Source organism: Natronomonas marina, assembly GCF_024298905.1.
Classification (GTDB): domain Archaea; phylum Halobacteriota; class Halobacteria; order Halobacteriales; family Haloarculaceae; genus Natronomonas; species Natronomonas marina.
In genome coordinates this window covers 3,519,821-3,534,613 of record NZ_CP101154.1, presented here as the reverse complement: position 1 = coordinate 3,534,613, position 14,793 = coordinate 3,519,821, and the positions used below count along the sequence as shown (strand labels likewise).

Annotated in this window: 17 protein-coding genes; 13 read left to right on the top strand and 4 right to left on the bottom strand. The window is 69.4% G+C overall.

What is annotated here, in order from left to right; all coding sequences use genetic code 11:
* Positions 1–14 precede the first annotated feature (14 nt).
* A complete protein-coding gene (kynU, locus tag NLF94_RS18455) occupies positions 15–1,259 on the bottom strand; it encodes a kynureninase (protein ID WP_254839106.1) in 1,245 nt (414 codons plus the stop codon).
* Positions 1,260–1,316: 57 nt separating this feature from the next.
* Here kynU and NLF94_RS18450 point away from each other — a divergent pair, with 57 nt between their 5' ends.
* From NLF94_RS18450 to NLF94_RS18430, 5 genes are all read left to right on the top strand, one after another.
* Positions 1,317–2,219 (top strand): alpha/beta hydrolase, encoded by a 903-nt coding sequence (locus NLF94_RS18450; RefSeq protein ID WP_254839105.1) that lies wholly within the window; start codon positions 1,317–1,319, stop codon positions 2,217–2,219.
* 221 nt (positions 2,220–2,440) lie between these two features.
* Entirely contained in the window at positions 2,441–3,367 is a 927-nt protein-coding gene (locus NLF94_RS18445) for an ABC transporter substrate-binding protein (RefSeq protein ID WP_254839104.1), read from the top strand.
* A 2-nt stretch (positions 3,368–3,369) separates the two neighbouring features.
* Positions 3,370–4,080, top strand: a complete 711-nt coding sequence (locus tag NLF94_RS18440) for an ABC transporter permease (protein WP_254839103.1) — start codon at positions 3,370–3,372, stop codon at positions 4,078–4,080.
* Positions 4,080–4,844 carry an ABC transporter ATP-binding protein gene (locus tag NLF94_RS18435; RefSeq protein ID WP_254839102.1) on the top strand — a complete coding sequence of 255 codons (765 nt, stop codon included), beginning with the start codon at positions 4,080–4,082 and terminating at the stop codon, positions 4,842–4,844. The genes NLF94_RS18440 and NLF94_RS18435 overlap by 1 nt, the downstream gene beginning before the upstream one ends.
* A gap of 31 nt (positions 4,845–4,875) precedes the next feature.
* The gene (locus NLF94_RS18430; RefSeq protein ID WP_254839101.1) at positions 4,876–5,559 is read left to right on the top strand and encodes a TOBE domain-containing protein; all 684 of its coding nucleotides are present in this window, start codon (positions 4,876–4,878) and stop codon (positions 5,557–5,559) included.
* A 12-nt stretch (positions 5,560–5,571) separates the two neighbouring features.
* On the opposite strand, the gene NLF94_RS18425 is transcribed toward NLF94_RS18430, so the two are convergent.
* The gene (locus NLF94_RS18425; RefSeq protein WP_254839100.1) at positions 5,572–6,405 is read right to left on the bottom strand and encodes a TrmB family transcriptional regulator; all 834 of its coding nucleotides are present in this window, start codon (positions 6,403–6,405) and stop codon (positions 5,572–5,574) included.
* A gap of 290 nt (positions 6,406–6,695) precedes the next feature.
* Here NLF94_RS18425 and NLF94_RS18420 point away from each other — a divergent pair, with 290 nt between their 5' ends.
* Both NLF94_RS18420 and ddfA read left to right on the top strand, forming a co-directional pair.
* A complete protein-coding gene (locus tag NLF94_RS18420; RefSeq protein ID WP_254839099.1) occupies positions 6,696–7,490 on the top strand; it encodes a TrmB family transcriptional regulator in 795 nt (264 codons plus the stop codon).
* A 102-nt stretch (positions 7,491–7,592) separates the two neighbouring features.
* Positions 7,593–7,907: a DdfA family disk-determining factor gene (ddfA, locus tag NLF94_RS18415; protein WP_254839098.1), complete on the top strand. Its 315-nt coding sequence runs from the start codon at positions 7,593–7,595 to the stop codon at positions 7,905–7,907.
* Between the two features lie 93 nt (positions 7,908–8,000).
* Here ddfA and NLF94_RS18410 read toward each other — a convergent pair whose 3' ends face one another.
* Positions 8,001–8,354 carry a DUF7344 domain-containing protein gene (locus tag NLF94_RS18410; protein ID WP_254839097.1) on the bottom strand — a complete coding sequence of 118 codons (354 nt, stop codon included), beginning with the start codon at positions 8,352–8,354 and terminating at the stop codon, positions 8,001–8,003.
* Positions 8,355–8,604: 250 nt separating this feature from the next.
* On the opposite strand from NLF94_RS18410, the gene NLF94_RS18405 reads away from it, so the two are divergent.
* The 6 genes from NLF94_RS18405 (at position 8,605) to nucS (ending at position 13,442) form a co-directional block, all read left to right on the top strand.
* Entirely contained in the window at positions 8,605–9,510 is a 906-nt protein-coding gene (locus NLF94_RS18405; RefSeq protein WP_254839096.1) for a serine/threonine-protein kinase RIO2, read from the top strand.
* Positions 9,511–9,826: 316 nt separating this feature from the next.
* Positions 9,827–10,417 (top strand): 50S ribosomal protein L15e, encoded by a 591-nt coding sequence (locus tag NLF94_RS18400; protein ID WP_254839095.1) that lies wholly within the window; start codon positions 9,827–9,829, stop codon positions 10,415–10,417.
* A gap of 96 nt (positions 10,418–10,513) precedes the next feature.
* Positions 10,514–10,879 carry a response regulator transcription factor gene (locus tag NLF94_RS18395; protein WP_254839094.1) on the top strand — a complete coding sequence of 122 codons (366 nt, stop codon included), beginning with the start codon at positions 10,514–10,516 and terminating at the stop codon, positions 10,877–10,879.
* A 60-nt stretch (positions 10,880–10,939) separates the two neighbouring features.
* Complete coding sequence (locus tag NLF94_RS18390; protein ID WP_254839093.1) at positions 10,940–12,097, top strand: site-2 protease family protein; 1,158 nt, start codon at positions 10,940–10,942, stop codon at positions 12,095–12,097.
* Positions 12,098–12,139: 42 nt separating this feature from the next.
* A complete protein-coding gene (locus NLF94_RS18385) occupies positions 12,140–12,673 on the top strand; it encodes a DUF6735 family protein (RefSeq protein ID WP_254839092.1) in 534 nt (177 codons plus the stop codon).
* A gap of 25 nt (positions 12,674–12,698) precedes the next feature.
* The gene (gene nucS, locus NLF94_RS18380) at positions 12,699–13,442 is read left to right on the top strand and encodes an endonuclease NucS (protein WP_256558658.1); all 744 of its coding nucleotides are present in this window, start codon (positions 12,699–12,701) and stop codon (positions 13,440–13,442) included.
* Here the strand turns inward: nucS and NLF94_RS18375 are convergent.
* Positions 13,439–14,761 carry a restriction endonuclease gene (locus tag NLF94_RS18375; RefSeq protein ID WP_254839091.1) on the bottom strand — a complete coding sequence of 441 codons (1,323 nt, stop codon included), beginning with the start codon at positions 14,759–14,761 and terminating at the stop codon, positions 13,439–13,441. The two genes, nucS and NLF94_RS18375, sit on opposite strands and share 4 nt — an antisense overlap.
* Between the last annotated feature and the right edge of the window lie 32 nt (positions 14,762–14,793).

Below are 14,793 nucleotides of genomic sequence, written 5' to 3'. Positions count from 1 at the left end.
GCCCGCGCCCCGACTCAGGTCACGTCGGCGTCGAGGTCGACCGTCTCGTGGGCACCCTCGTCGAGAACCGACCGGAGCCGCTCGACCGCCCGGTGGACGTCCTCGAACCCCGTGTACAGCGGCGACGGACAGACCCGGATCACGTTCGGCGGGCGGTAGTCGACCACCACGTCGCGCTCCTTCAGGGCGGCGCTGACCCGCTCGGCGTCGGGGTGCTCGACGGCGACGTGGCCGCCGCGCCGGGCCGGGTCGCGGGGCGTCCCGACCGAACACGCCGGCAGTCGCTCGTCGACGAGACCGATCAGGTAGTCGGTGAGCGCGACCGACTTCTCCCGGATGGTCCCGATGCCCGCCGCCTCGACGACGTCGAGTGCGCCCTCCAGCGGCGCCACGGCGAGCACCGGCGGCGTGCCGATCTGGTAGGCGCCGGCGTCGGCCGCCGGCGTGAACTCGAGGTTCATCTCGAACTGGGTGGCCTTCTCGTGGCCCCACCACCCCGGCAGTGCGGGCCGGCGGTCGAAGTGCCGCTCGTCGACGTACAGACCGCCGGGCGCGCCGGGACCGGCGTTGCAGTACTTGTAGTGACACCAGACGGCGAAGTCGACGCCGGCCGCCGAGAGGTCGTGGTCGACGACGCCGACGGAGTGCGCGAGGTCGAACCCCGCCAGCGCGCCGTGGTCGTGGGCCGCCTCGGTCAGTCGCTCGACGTCGAGCAACTGGCCCGACCGATACAGCACCGAGGGCATGAACAGGAGGTCGACGTCGCCGCCGAGGGCGTCGACCACGTCGGCCTCCTCGATGGTGCGGCCGTCGCGGGACTCGACGACGACGAGGTGGTCGTCGGGGTCGAGCCCCCGGCGCCGCAACTGCGCCCGGAGCGCGTAGTGGTCGGAGGGAAAGTCGAGTTCGTTGACGACGATGCGGCCGCCGTCGAGGAACGTGTCGACGAGCGCGTGGATGTTGACCGTCGTGGAGTTGGCGACGACGCATTCGCCGGCGGAGGCGCCGACCAGCCCCGCCAGCCGGTCGCCGAGCCGTTCGGCGTAGTCGAACCACGGCGGGTCGCCGTCCGTCCAGCCCTCGATGGCGAGGTCCCGCCACTCCTCGCGGACCCGTTCGAGCGTCCGCTCGGCGTCCCGCGAGACGGGCCCCAGCGAGTTGCCGTCCATGTAGCAGCCCGGGGCGTCGAAGCGGTCGGCGAAGGCCGAGAGCGGGTCGGCCTCGTCGCACTCCCGGGCGTACCCGCGGCTCGTGTCCATGGGCCGACGTGGGCTGGCGTCCACAAGTGGCTTTTTCCCGGCAGCCGAGCGGCCCGTATGGATTCCGACCTCGAGGCGGTCCTCGACGAACTCCCCGACGTCCCGCCGTGGCACGCGCTGTCCGTCGAGGGCGCAAGACGGCTCGAGGACGAACTGTTCTCGAGCGACGCCGCCCACGACTGCACCGTCCGGGCGTTCGCCATCGACGGCCCCGGCGGCGAACTACCGGTGCGGAGCTACCGGCCGGCGGCGGGACCGCTCCCGACGGTCGTCTTCTATCACGGCGGCGGCTGGACGCTCGGGACGCTCGACTCCGTCGAGGGCGTCTGCACCGAGGTGGCCGAGCGGGCCGGCTGTCTCGTCCTGTCGGTCGACTACCGGCTGGCGCCGGAACACCCCTTCCCGGCGGCCGTCGAGGACGCGTGGGCCGCTTTCGAGTGGGCCGACGACCACGCCGAGTCGCTGGGCGGCGACGGCACCGTCGCGGTCGGTGGGACGAGCGCCGGCGGGGGGCTGGCCGCCGCGACCGCACTTCGGGCGCGCGAGCGGGACCGCTCGCTGGCCGCACAACTGCTCCTCTACCCGATGCTCGACCCGGGTCTCGACACCGACTCCTGCCGGGAGCACGCCGACGCGCCGCTGCTCACCCGGGCGGACCTGGCGTGGTTCTGGGAGCAGTACCTCGACAGCGGCGCCGACCGGTACAACCCGCTGGCGGCCCCGCTGCGGGCGCCGGCCCTCGACGGGGTGGCGCCGCCGGTCGTCGCCACGGCCGGCCACGACCCGCTCCGCTCGGAGGGGGTCGCCTATGCCGACCGACTGGCGGACGCCGGCGTCGACGTCGAACACCACCACGCGCCGTCGCTGTGTCACGGCTTCTGCTCACTGACCGACCGCGTCCCGGCCGCCGACGAGGCCGTCGGGGAAACCCTCGCGGCGTTCGAGGCCCGCCTGACGTAGCCGCCGGGAGCGGCCCCCGTCTTCACGATACCCGAATTCGGAGTTCGGATCCGTTCCCCGGCGAAACCGTTCGTGTCTACGCTTCGTGCTCGACAGGGCGCCACTACCGGCAGAAACGAGTCCAGCGAGGGCGGACCGCAGGTGTCCTCGACACGGGGGTAATCGATTCGGGTTACCCGACGGGGGAAGCTATATGCGACGCCGGGCGCAACGATGTTTCCATGCCGATACAACGCCGACAGTTCATCACGGCGATAGGCGCGGGAGCACTGGCGAGCACGGCTGGCTGTGCCCAACTCGGCGGGGGCGACGGGAGTCAGCCGGGCGTCGCCGGCGAGACGCTGACCCTGACGACGACGACGAGCACCTACGACACGGGGCTGCTCGACGCGATTCACCCCGACTTCGAGGAGATGTACGGGGTCACCGTCGACCCGGTGCCCAAGGGAACCGGCGCCGCCCTCGAGACGGCCCGAAACGGGGACTCGGACATCGTGATGGTCCACGCCCGCGGTCTCGAAGACGAGTTCATGCGCAACGGCTACGGGGTCAACCGCCGGGACCTCATGTTCAACGACTTCGTCATCGTCGGGCCGGAGGACGACCCGGCGGGCATCGAGGGGATGGACTCGGCGACGGAGGCGTTGACCGCCATCGCGGAGGCGGAGGCGACCTTCGTCTCGCGGGGGGACAACTCCGGGACCCACACCAAGGAGCTCAACCTCTGGGAGGCGGCGGCGGCCGACCCCGGCGGCGACTGGTACCAGGAGACCGGCAGCGGGATGGGCGAGGCGCTGAACATCGCCAACCAGCAGGGCGCCTACACGCTCTCGGACCGCGGGACCTTCCTCTCACAGCGCTCGGAGATCGACCTCGTCATCCTGGTGCAGGGCCCCATCGAGGACGGCCCGGAGATACTCGCCAACCCCTACGGCATCATGCCGGTCAACCCCGGCGTCCACGGCAACGCCAACTACGACCTGGCGATGGCCTACGTCGGGTGGATCACGAGTCCCGACGTCCAGAGCTCCATCGCCGAGTACCAGGTCAACGGCGAACAGCTGTTCTTCCCCGAGGCGGTCTCGGAGGACCCCGACTTCCAGCAGTACGTTCCGGAAGGGTGGAGTAGCGACGGCGCCGACGAGTAGGCGTGCCGCTGGAATCGGCCCTGCTGTTGCCGGTCGTCGACCTGCCGTTCAGGGACGGCTACGTCTCGAGCATCATCTACGTCTCGCTGTACGTGAGCCTCACCGCGGTGACGCTGAGCACGCTGTTCAGCCTCTCGGTCGCCATCACGATGGCGTTCACCGACTTCCCCGGCCAGGGGCTCGTCAGGTCGGTCATCAACACCGGGATGGGCTTTCCCAGCGTGGTCGTCGGCCTGCTCGTGCTGTTCGCCGTCTCCAACCAGGGCCCGCTCGGGCCGCTGGAACTCGTCTTCACGAAGGAGGCGATGATCATGTCCCAGTTCGTGCTCGCAACGCCGCCGATTACGGCCATCAGCCTGGCGGCCATCACCGGCGTCGACGAGAACGTCCGCGACGCCGCTCACGTCCTCGGCGGGACGCGCCTGGACGTGGCGCTCGTCGTCATCAAGGAGGCGCGCTACGGCATCGCCACGGCCGTCCTTGCGGGGTTCGGCCGCGCCATCAGCGAGGTGGGTTCCGTCCTCATCGTCGGCGGCAACATCACGAGCGCCGACGGCATCTCGAAGACGCGGACGCTGACGACCGCCATCCAACTGGAGGCCCGTCAGGGACAGTACCGCACAGCGATGGTGCTGGGGGGCATCCTGCTCGCGCTCGTGTTGGCCATCAACACCGTCGTCGTCCGGTACGGGGACAGAGGGGTGCAGCGCTGATGCTCCGGGCCGTCGAGGTCTCGCAGGCCTACGGCGGCGAGTGGGTCCTCAAGGACCTCTCTATCGAGGTCGACCCCGGCGAGGTCCTCGCCGTCATCGGCCCGTCGGGGGTCGGGAAGACGACGCTGCTTCGGGTGCTGGCGCTCTCGCTGGAACCCGACGACGGCACCGTCGAGTTCGACGGCACCGACGCCTGGGCCATCGAGGAGGACGACCGCCTCTCGTTGCGCCGACGGGTCGGGATGGTCTTCCAGGCGGCGAGCCTCTTCGACGCCTCCGTCGCCCGGAACGTCGAGTACGGACTCCGGGTCCGCCGGTCGTGGGCCGACCGGCTCCGGGACGAACTCCGCGCAGTCGTCGGCTCGAACGGCACCGCCGACGCGGTCCGGGAGTCCCTGGACGTCGTCGGACTCGCCGACAGGATGGGCCAGCACGCGGGCTCGCTGTCGGGCGGGGAGGCCCAGCGGGTCGCCTTCGCTCGCGCCCTGGCCTACGACCCCGATGTCCTGTTGCTGGACGAACCCACGTCGGATCTGGATCCGCGGAACACCGCGGTCATCGAGGAGGCGATCGGGAAGGCGTGCGACCGGGGCATCGGGGTCGTGGTGGCGACGCACGACATGCACCAGGCCGAGCGCGTCGCCGACCGGGTCGCCGTACTGCTCGATGACAGTATCACCGAGGTGGCCCCGACGGAGGTGGTCTTCGAGAACCCCTCGGACGAGCGCACCCGGAAGTTCATCTCGGGGGAGTTGGTATACTGATGGCACCCGTACGGACCAGGAACGACAACCGATGACTCTCAGGAAAGGTTTCGAACCCCACCTCGCCGTCGGGGAGACGACCGTCACCGGCCGCGACGTCGAGATGCTCCGCGGCATCGACCGCCACGGGTCGATGCACGCCGCCGCCGAGGAACTGGGCCGGTCGTACCCGCACCTCCAGCGGCGCGTGGTCGAACTCGAGGAGGCCCTCGGTCAGTTGACGCGGCGGGACCGGGGCGGCAAGGACGGCGGCGGCACGCAGTTGACGCCGGCGGCCGTCGACCTCATCCAGCGCTTCGAGCGGCTACGGGTCGAACTCTCGGGCGTCACGGCCGTCCCCGAGTCGGTCGTCTCCGGGACCGTCACCGAACAGGACGGCGAACTGGCGACGGTCCGGACGCCCGCCGGCGAGGTGACCGCCCGCGTCCCGGCGGGAACGACGGACGTCGAGATAGCCGTGCGGGCCGACGCCGTCGTCCTGATGGACCCCCGCTCGGAGGGGGCCACGAGCCTCCGGAACCGGCTTCCGGGCGTCGTCAGCGACCTCACGATCGAGGCGGCGATAGCCACCGTGACGGTCGATGTCGCCGACGGTGTGACCGTCGAGTCGGTCGTGACCGAGGAGAGCGTCGAGGAACTCGACATCGAGGTGGGCCGGGAGGTGGTCGCGGCGTTCAAGACGACCGCGGCGCGGGCGATTTCGACCGACTCGTAGCGCCGCGGATTACTAATCGTGCCGGCCGTCGCCCGGGTCGTCGCCGACCGGCAACCCGGTCGCCATCAGCCGCCGAACTATCGCGACCAGCCCGTTGTCGAACCCGCGGCCGAACACGCCCTGTTCGTGCCTACGGCCGTCCACGTCGGTTTCGGTGAAGGAGCTCACGAGAATCGCCTCGCGGTCGGCCAGCAACAGCCGGCTTATCTCCGTGTCGTCGGACGGGAACGGCGACCCGCTCAACCAGTCCAGCCCCGACACGAACACCTCGACGCCCGGGAGTGCGTCCCGAATCTCGTCCCGGAGTTCCTCGTCTACTGCCCCGACGATGACGTTGACTCCGCGTTCTCGAGCCGCTCGCAACTGCCCGGCCAACTGGTCGGTGAAGATACCCTCGTGGCCGATGACGAGAATCACCTCGCTCGTCGCATCCTCGACCAGTTGCCGTGTCCGGCTCGTGAGACCCTGATCGCCCGAGAGAGCCCACACCTCGTGGGTCGCGTCCACCGTCCGGTCCTCTTCAGTCGGTTCGAGCCCGCCCAGTGCGTCCCGGAGGGTCTCCGTCCGCTCGACGTACTCCGACTGGAGGGTGTCGACGGCCTCGTCGATCGTGACGGCGCGAAACACCTGCGGGTTCGAGTGCTGCGTCTCAACGAGCCCCTTCGATTCCAGTACGCGAATCGCGTCGTAGACGCGCGTTCGGGGCACTTCGGAGGTCTCGCTGATGTCCTTGGCCGTCCCGCGCTGCCGGCGTGCGAGCGCCACGAACGATTTGGCCTCGTACTCCTTGAGCCCGAGTTGCTGGAGCAGTTCTATCGCTTGGTCCTGGTTTGAGGTGTCGTCCATTGGTCCCAACCCGACTGCAATCACCTCCTTGGTCCCCCAGGGGTTTAGTACGTCGCACCGTGATTGTAGTGTGTAACTCGAATCATCACACAACTCTGGGGAATTCCGGGGCGTACACCCCCCAGCACCCCGACCGTCCGGGGCGTTCACTCACTTAATCACAGTAATTCTATGTACGGGCAGCACGGAGAGGGAAGTGGCGTGGAGCCGCAGAACTGGTCCCAACCTCTCTGTCGCTACACGCCGAAACCACCTCACTCGGTGGTTTTCACGAGACCGGTGACGCGTCAATGACCCGCGACCCATCGGATCGGACACGGTCCACGGCGGTCGAACAACTCGAAGCGCTCGGCCTCAGTACCTACGCCGCCCGGACGTTCGTCGCGCTCGTCAGCCTCGGCGAGGGAACCGCCCAGGAGGTGAGCGAGTTGGCCGACGTGCCGCGAACGCGCGTCTACGACGCGGCCGACGAACTCCGTGGCCGCGGCCTCGTCGACGTCAAACAGTCGAGTCCCAAGCGCTACTGGGCCATCTCCACCGAGACGGCCGGCCGCCACTTCCAGCAGGAGTACGACCACCGCGTGACCGCGCTGACGGACGCCCTCGACAGGCTCGAAACCGAAACTAACACCGCGGAACAGCGGGGGGTCTGGACGGTGACCGGCCGGGACACCGTCTCCGAGCGCGTGGTCGATTTCGTCTCGACGGCCGACGACGAGGTCGTCTACATGACGGCCGAGGCGCTCCTGACCGACGACATCGCCGAGGCCCTGTCGAGTACGAATGCTCGTGGAGCGTCGATTCGGCTCGCGGAGATGTCCCAGTCCGCCGAGGACGAACTCGCCGAGGCGGTCCCCGACGCACAACTGTTCGAGTCGCTGTGGGACTGGTCGGATACGCCCGCCGGTCGTCTCCTGATGGTGGACTGGAAGAAGACCCTCGTGAGCGTGCTCGTCGACGGCAACGGTGCACACCCGCCCGAACCGCGCGACGAAACCGCCATCTGGGGGACGGGCCGGAACAACAGCCTCGTGGTCGTCCTGAAGGCGCTGTTCACCTGGCAACTCGGGAACGAGTATGAGTGAACTCATTCTGTTAACCCGAACAATCACAACAAGACTATACCGACGGGTGTCGAACCCCGCCAAACGGTATCGAGGCCTTCGAGATTCAGCAAGGAGTACACGATGAGCAACGACAGGGACGAGGATTCGGATACGACCGAACGGAACGGGAGTGTAGATGCGGGACCGACGACGGTTCGACACGACTGGACGCAGGCGGGGCGGCCAAGTGTGACCCTCGTCGAGGCGGTTGCTGCGGCGACCGGCCGGAGGACGACCGATCTGCCGCCCCTGCACGGGACCGTCGACACGGACGCACTCGATACGCTGCTCGACGGACGGTCCTCGTCAGTGACGGTCTCGTTTCGGTACGCCGGTACCGGCGTCACGGTAACATCGAACGGCAGCGTCGAAATCCGGATCGACGATCCCCCATAACCGGAGACGACGAGTAGTGTGTAGACTGCTGAGGCACACCTGACGGTTCCTCTATTCGGCCAGCCCCCGCCCGTCGTGGGAGGACTGCGGCGGTCAGGACAGCTCCGTCGGCGTCTCCTCCCGGTGGTCTTCGATCACCTCCAGCAGGGAGAGCACGTCGTCGAATCTCCGACCTCGACGCACGACTCCCCGCTCGGCATCGTAGTCGATGACGTTCGCTTCCCGTAACATCGGCAGGTGGACGTGGTGGAGACGGATACCGTCACCTCCTGCGCTCCCGTTCCCGGCCGGATCTCCCGCGTCTTTCCCTCCCAGGTGGCTCCTGAGTTGATCGACGGTCGTCCCGTCGGGCGTGTCAGTCACCCGGCGGAGGATGCTTCGTCGCTGCTGTTCGGCCAGCAACCGTAGTGCTGTCTCGGTCGATATCGGCTGTTGTACGTCGCTCATGTGTGGTCCCTCCATGCTCAGTCGGGACTCCAGCTCGCACGAACATGGATTGAATACTTCACATGGCTAGCGGATATCGGTGACGTTCACCCGAATCGTCAAAGCACACGGGAGTGCAGTGGACGAACGACTCGATTCGGGTGGGTCTCTATCCGGCGCCAGCGATTTCTATATCCCGATATGTGGTTTATCAGATAAACGACGCCGCACGCGGGGCGCTTTTGGGCGTGCACGCGCTACGTAGGGTGAGATGGTCCAGAACGTCGCCACGCAGATGGCCGAGTTGGAACCGGAGGACTTCCACCTCCTGTCGGGGCTCGAACACGGGATGCGCTTCTCGAAGTGGGTCGCGGCGGGCAAGATCCCGGAGTTCTCCCGACTCGACGAGGAGGAGGTCGACTACCGGATCGACCGCTGTATGGACCGCGGCCTCGTCGAGCGCAAGACCATCCAGTACACGGGGTATCGGCTGACGTTCGAGGGGTACGACGCCCTGGCGCTGCGGGCCTTCGCCGAGCGGGACACCGTCGAGGGCGTCGGCGCGCCGCTGGGCGTCGGCAAGGAGAGCGACGTCTACGAGGCCCGCTCGTTCGAACCGCTCGCCCTGAAGTACCACCGCGAGGGGTACACCAACTTCCGGGAGGTCCAGAAGGAGCGGGAGTACACCGCCGAGAAGGAACACCGGTCGTGGCTCTACACCGCCCGAAAGGCCGCCGAACGGGAGTACGAGGCGCTCGAGGCACTGTATCCAGACGTTGCGGTGCCCAAGCCGGTCGACCAGAACCGCCACGCCATCGTCATGGAGAAGGTCGACGGCGTCGAACTCTCGCGGGCGAAACTCGACCCGGGACAGGTGGTCGGCGTCCTGGAGTTGATTCTGGAGGAGATGGCCGCCGCCCACCGGGCCGGCTACGTCCACGCCGACATGAGCGAGTACAACGTCTTCGTCGCCAGCGATGGCGTCACGATATTCGACTGGCCCCAGGCGGTGCCGACCGACCACGAGAACAGCCGCGAACTGCTCCAGCGGGACGTCGAGAACCTGCTCGGTCACTTCGAGCGAAAGTATCCCAACGAGACCCCCGACGTCGACCGCACGGCGCTGGCGGCGGCGCTGGCGGCCGACACCTTCGACGGCGTCGCCGAGACGGCCTGAAGGCGATTCGGAGCCGTTCTCCGCCGGTTTTCCGTTCGTGACGGATCTCCTCCCGACCTGCCGGTATAAACTGTATGTCGCAATACGAAACTCGGTCGTCCGGCAGAGAGGGGCCTGCGAAAGCGGGCCTCGTCGGCAGTGGTGCTACCGCGCCCGGCCGCGAGCGCAGTGGCTTTCGAAGCGCTTAACCGATATCGCGGGGAATTCACGACAACTCGCTGGACGACGGGCACCAGCGGGCGCCTGTCTACGCAGGTCGGGATGTGATTTCCCCGCTCGGGGAAATTGAACCACGCAACGCCCGTGGTGAACACACATGGCACGAAGCTTCTACTCGCACATCCGCGAGGCGTGGAAGACGCCGAAGGAAGGAAAGCTCGCCGAACTGCAGTGGCAGCGCCAGCAGGAGTGGCGCGACCAGGGCGCCATCGAGCGAATCGAGCGCCCGACCCGGCTGGACAAGGCCCGCTCGCTCGGCTACAAGGCCAAGCAGGGCATCGTCGTCGCCCGGGTGTCTGTCCGCAAGGGCAGCGCCCGCAAGCAGCGCTTCAAGGCCGGCCGCCGCTCGAAGCGCCAGGGCGTCAACAAGATAACGCGCCGGAAGAACCTCCAGCGCATCGGCGAGGAGCGCGTCAGCCGGAAGTTCCGCAACCTGCGCGTCCTCAACAGCTACTGGGTCGGCGAGGACGGCTCCCAGAAGTGGTTCGAGGTCATCCTGCTGGACCCGGAGCACGGCGCCATCGAGAACGACGACGACCTGAACTGGATATGCGACGACAGCCAGCGCGGCCGGGCGTTCCGCGGCCGCACCTCCGCCGGCCAGCGCGGCCGCGGCCAGCAGAAGCGCGGCACGGGCACCGAGAAGACCCGCCCGAGCATCCGCGCCAACGACAAACGCGGCAAGTAGTCCGCACCCGGACGGCCTTCGTCGCTCGTTTTTTCGGAACCTACCGCCGTCGCGCGATGCCGATAGATACAACCCGGGCGGGGCTCAGACCACGGTATGGGCGAGACGCGACGGGTCGTCCTCGCGGAGGACGACGAGGACATCCGCACGCTCGTCACCCGGACGCTCGATGGCGAGTTCGAGGTCGAGGCGTTCGAGAGCGGAACCGCCTGCTGGGAACGGCTGGAGTCGGGACCGCCCCCGGACGTCCTCCTGCTCGACGTGATGCTGCCCGGAACCGACGGCCTGGACCTGTACGACCGGGTGCAGGCGGACGACCGGCTCTCGACGGTGTCCGTCGTCTTTCTCACCGGGCGCGACGAGTCGGACCTCGTGGCGGCGGTCGGCGAGGAGGTCGACTACGTCGCCAAGCCGTTCAGCCCGAGCGAACTGCGCGAGCGACTCCGGGCGCTGACCGGCTGACCCGGTGGCGGCGTGGATGGCCCCACAGGCTTTTTTCGCTCCCCCGTGTCGGTACGACCCATGTGGAACTTCCGGGTCGGCACCGTCACCGACATCCCGATACGGCTGAACGTCACCTTCCTCGTCTTTCTGCCCGTGCTGGCGTGGCTCATCAGCCGCCCGGAACAACTGGCGTTCTACGCGGGCGCCGTGGAGTGGATATCGCCGCACCCCGTCGACCTCGCCGCGCTCCAGGCCGGCAACACCCCCATCGTCCTCGGCGTCGGCGCCGCGGTCGGCCTGTTCGTCGGCGTGCTGCTGCACGAACTCGGCCACTCTTGGACGGCACGCCGGTACGGCATCACCATCACCTCCATCACGCTGTGGATATTCGGCGGCATGGCCCACATGGAGGACCTCCCGGAGGACTGGAACGTCGAGTTCTACGTCGCCCTGGCGGGTCCGGCGATGAGCCTCCTCGTCGCAGCGGTCTGCTACGGGCTCCTGTTCGTGATTCCCGCCTCGCCGGTCGTCGTCTTCGTCGTCGGCTGGCTCGCGGTCATCAACGCGACGCTTGCGGTGTTCAACATGCTCCCGGCGTTCCCGATGGACGGCGGCCGCGTCCTGCGGGCACTCCTCGCCCGGTCGCGCCCCTACGCCGACGCCACCCGGACCGCCGCGAGCGTCGGCAAGGGGATGGCCCTCCTGCTCGCGCTGGCGGCCGTCTTCTCGTTTGCGCCCATCCTGCTGCTCGTGGCGATGTTCGTCTACGTCGCCGCCGGCGCCGAGTCCCGGGCGACCGTCCTCCGGGACCTGCTCGCCGACATGATCGTCCGCGACCTGATGTCGACCGACGTCCGGGCCGTCGCGCCCGACACGACCGTCGACGAGTTCCTCGAACGCGTCGTCACCGAGCGGACGACGGCCTACCCCGTCGTGGACCGCGACACCGTGACCGGCCTCGTCGCCCTCGCGGCGGTCCGCGACGTGCCTTCCGCCGAACGGCGGTCGCGGACCGTCGCCGACCTGATGGGCGCGGCACCGCCGTCGGTGGGACCGGACGCCGACGCCTTCGACGCGCTGCGGACGATGAGCGAGGCGGGGAGCGACCGCGTGCTGGTCGTCGAGGACGGCCGGTTCGTCGGCCAAATCACGAACGCCGACTTCCTCGACGCCATCGAGGTCCTGCAGGGACTCGGCCCGGGGCACCGCATCGAGGCACCCGACGGCTACGCCTGAGTCGGCCGCGAGTTTATGGCCGAAGGCGCGGCTACCCGCCCCATGGGACACCGGACGCTCGTCGCCTACGACCGCGACGGCTACGACCTCCACTACGCCCACTGGGGCGTCGACCCCGCCGACCTCACGCCGGAGACGCCGTTCGGCGGCCCGCCCGACGACGGGACCGTCCGTGAGCGCGCCGCCGACCTGCTGGACCCGTCGGGGGGCCGCCTGACCGACGAGCGACGGACCGCGGTCGACCCGGACCCGCTTGCGACCGGCCTGACCTTCGAGGAGGCGTGTGCCCGTCTCGACCCCGTCGAACACGAGGCGCTGTACGTCGTCGACCCGGACTTCGCGGTCCGTCGCTACCTCGTCTTCGCGCTCCGGGACGACCGCGCCGGCCCGCGGACCGCCCTCGTCGGCTACGACGACGCACGCGACGCCGCCTACCTCCGGGGGTGGCTGGCCGGCGCCCGCGCGGTCCGTGCCGTCGCCGCCCCCGCTCCCGGCGCCGTCCTCGCGGCGCTGCGGTGGCTCGACCCCGGCCGCGGCACCGTCGTCTATCCCCTCGACGACGAGCGAGGCGCTTAAGCGCACGACACCGCTACCCGGGCGTGTGTCCCCCGACGACGCGACGACCGACGCCCGCACGCTCGCGGCCCCGGACGCCGAAACCGCCGCCGGGTTCGTGACCGACGGCGTCGAGGACGGCGCCCTGGTCACGCTGTTCGGGCGCTGTACCGTCGACTACGAGGGTCGGGCGGCCTCGGAACTGGGCCCGGGCGACCGCCACGTCATGCTCAAGCCCGACGGCGCGGCGCTGGTCCACACCGACGAGGGCCAGCAGCCGGTCAACTGGCAGCCCCCCGGCTGCGAGCACGGCTGTCGCGCGGCGGACGGCGAGGTGGTCGTCGAGAGCCACCGGACGACCCCCGAGGAGTCGCTGGTCGTCCGCTTCTCGGCGGTCGCCCACGCCGCCGCCTTCGACGTCTCCGACCCCGAGAGCCTGGAGGTGGTCGGCACCGAGGCCGACCTCAAGGAGCGCGTCCTCGAGGACCCGGAACTCGTCGAGGCCGGCTTCACGCCGCTGGCGACCGAGCGGGAGACGCCTGCCGGCGCCGTCGACGTCTACGGCGAGGACGACGCCGGCCGGACCGTCGTCCTCGAGTTGAAGCGGCGGCGGGTCGGTCCCGACGCCGTCGGGCAACTGAACCGCTACGTCGAGGCGCTCCAGCGGGACCTCCACGCCGACGCCGAGGTCCGCGGCGCCCTGGTCGCTCCCTCGGTCACCGAGCGCGCCGAGGCCCTGCTGGCCGAGAAGGGCCTGGAGTTCGTCCCGCTGACTCCCCGGGGCGACTAGAGCGCGGCCACGGCGACGACCAGCAGGACGACCAGAACGACCGCGAGCGCCGCGGCAGCCGCCAGTTTCGGGTTCTCCATGGCCTTCCGGTGGGGCGGCATCGCCTCGTACTCCTCGCGGAACGCGGCGGCGTTGCTCTCGTCGAAGAAGTGCTTCTCGGCGTAGAAGAACTCCGCCGTGACCGAACAGCCGGTACAGACGACCTCGCCGGTGAGTCGCTCGGTTTCGGTGTGGGCCTCGCAACTGACGCTGCCGCAGTTCTCGCAGTAGGTGTAGGTCTCCCCCTCGCCCGACGCCCCGCAGTGGACGCAGCGCCGCACCGCGTCCCGGCGAATCGCCCGCCGCGGGCCGGCGGCGTCGTACGCGAGACCGTGCTCGTACCCGCTGAGTTCGACGCTCGCCTCGACCCGGGGGACGTACAGCGGCCGCACCCGGTGCAGTTCGACGTCGTCGGGCGAGGGACGGCACTCCCGCCGGTACGTGACGTTGTTGTCACCGGTGTAGGTGACCGTCGTCTCCAGGGCCGAACACAGCGTCTCCTTGGCGGCCTCGCGGTACTCCGCCTCGGTCGCCCCGAACCGGCGGGCCTCGCCGCCGTGGCGGTCCCGCTCGCGCCCGAGGTCGACGGGATCGACGCCGACCAACTCGACGACGCCCTCCGGTGCCGGTTCCGGCCCCTCCCGGTCGGCCTCGAGGACGAGGTGGTCCCGGCGGTCGATGCGGTGGATGACGCCGACGCTCGTCTCGAAGGTGGCCCGCGTGACCGCCTCGACGTCGACGACCGGCCGGTAGACGACCGACGTCTCCGGTGCCGGGAGTTCGGCCCGCGGCGGCGCGTTGGCGACGGTCTCGAAGGCCTCGGCGACGGCAAGTGCGGGCTCGCCGACCGGCAGCGTCTCCTCGCAGAGAATCTCGATGCGGCCGTTGTAGAGGTCCATCCCGACGGCCTCGCTGAGTTCGCGGAGGTCGTCGCCGTCGACGAGTTCGACCGGGTGGGGGTCGCCGCTGTCGCGTAGTTCGTCGGCGTAGGTCTCGGCCGGGCCGGTGAACCGCCCGGAGGTGACGACCATCCCGCGGGTCGGCCCGTCGTGGTCGTAGGTCGCGGCCGCCGAGTGGGTCTTCTGGACCGTCGGCCGCGAGACGGTGTCGGTGTGCTTGCACTCGACGACGTAGGCGGCGTCGCCGTCCCGCATCGTCACGTCGCGGCCCTCGTCGGCGACCCGGGCCGCGACCGCGACGTCCTCGTAGCCGTGGGCGCGGAACAGCGACGCCACCGCGTCCTCGAACTCGTGGCCGGAGAGGTCGTCGAGCAGCGTCACTGCCGGCGTGTGGGTGGCGGCCGACAAAAACC

Excerpts from the sequence above, each read along its gene's own strand:
- NLF94_RS18405 (WP_254839096.1), top strand. The coding sequence starts at position 8,605 with ATGGTCCAGAACGTCGCCACGCAGATGGCCGAGTTGGAACCGGAGGAC.
- NLF94_RS18400 (WP_254839095.1), top strand. The coding sequence starts at position 9,827 with ATGGCACGAAGCTTCTACTCGCACATCCGCGAGGCGTGGAAGACGCCG.
- NLF94_RS18395 (WP_254839094.1), top strand. The coding sequence starts at position 10,514 with ATGGGCGAGACGCGACGGGTCGTCCTCGCGGAGGACGACGAGGACATC.
- NLF94_RS18385 (WP_254839092.1), top strand. The coding sequence starts at position 12,140 with ATGGGACACCGGACGCTCGTCGCCTACGACCGCGACGGCTACGACCTC.
- NLF94_RS18390 (WP_254839093.1), top strand. The coding sequence starts at position 10,940 with ATGTGGAACTTCCGGGTCGGCACCGTCACCGACATCCCGATACGGCTG.
- NLF94_RS18430 (WP_254839101.1), top strand. The coding sequence starts at position 4,876 with ATGACTCTCAGGAAAGGTTTCGAACCCCACCTCGCCGTCGGGGAGACG.
- NLF94_RS18420 (WP_254839099.1), top strand. The coding sequence starts at position 6,696 with ATGACCCGCGACCCATCGGATCGGACACGGTCCACGGCGGTCGAACAA.
- NLF94_RS18425 (WP_254839100.1), bottom strand. The coding sequence starts at position 6,405 with ATGGACGACACCTCAAACCAGGACCAAGCGATAGAACTGCTCCAGCAA.
- ddfA (WP_254839098.1), top strand. The coding sequence starts at position 7,593 with ATGAGCAACGACAGGGACGAGGATTCGGATACGACCGAACGGAACGGG.
- NLF94_RS18435 (WP_254839102.1), top strand. The coding sequence starts at position 4,080 with ATGCTCCGGGCCGTCGAGGTCTCGCAGGCCTACGGCGGCGAGTGGGTC.
- kynU (WP_254839106.1), bottom strand. The coding sequence starts at position 1,259 with ATGGACACGAGCCGCGGGTACGCCCGGGAGTGCGACGAGGCCGACCCG.
- NLF94_RS18410 (WP_254839097.1), bottom strand. The coding sequence starts at position 8,354 with ATGAGCGACGTACAACAGCCGATATCGACCGAGACAGCACTACGGTTG.
- NLF94_RS18450 (WP_254839105.1), top strand. The coding sequence starts at position 1,317 with ATGGATTCCGACCTCGAGGCGGTCCTCGACGAACTCCCCGACGTCCCG.
- NLF94_RS18445 (WP_254839104.1), top strand. The coding sequence starts at position 2,441 with ATGCCGATACAACGCCGACAGTTCATCACGGCGATAGGCGCGGGAGCA.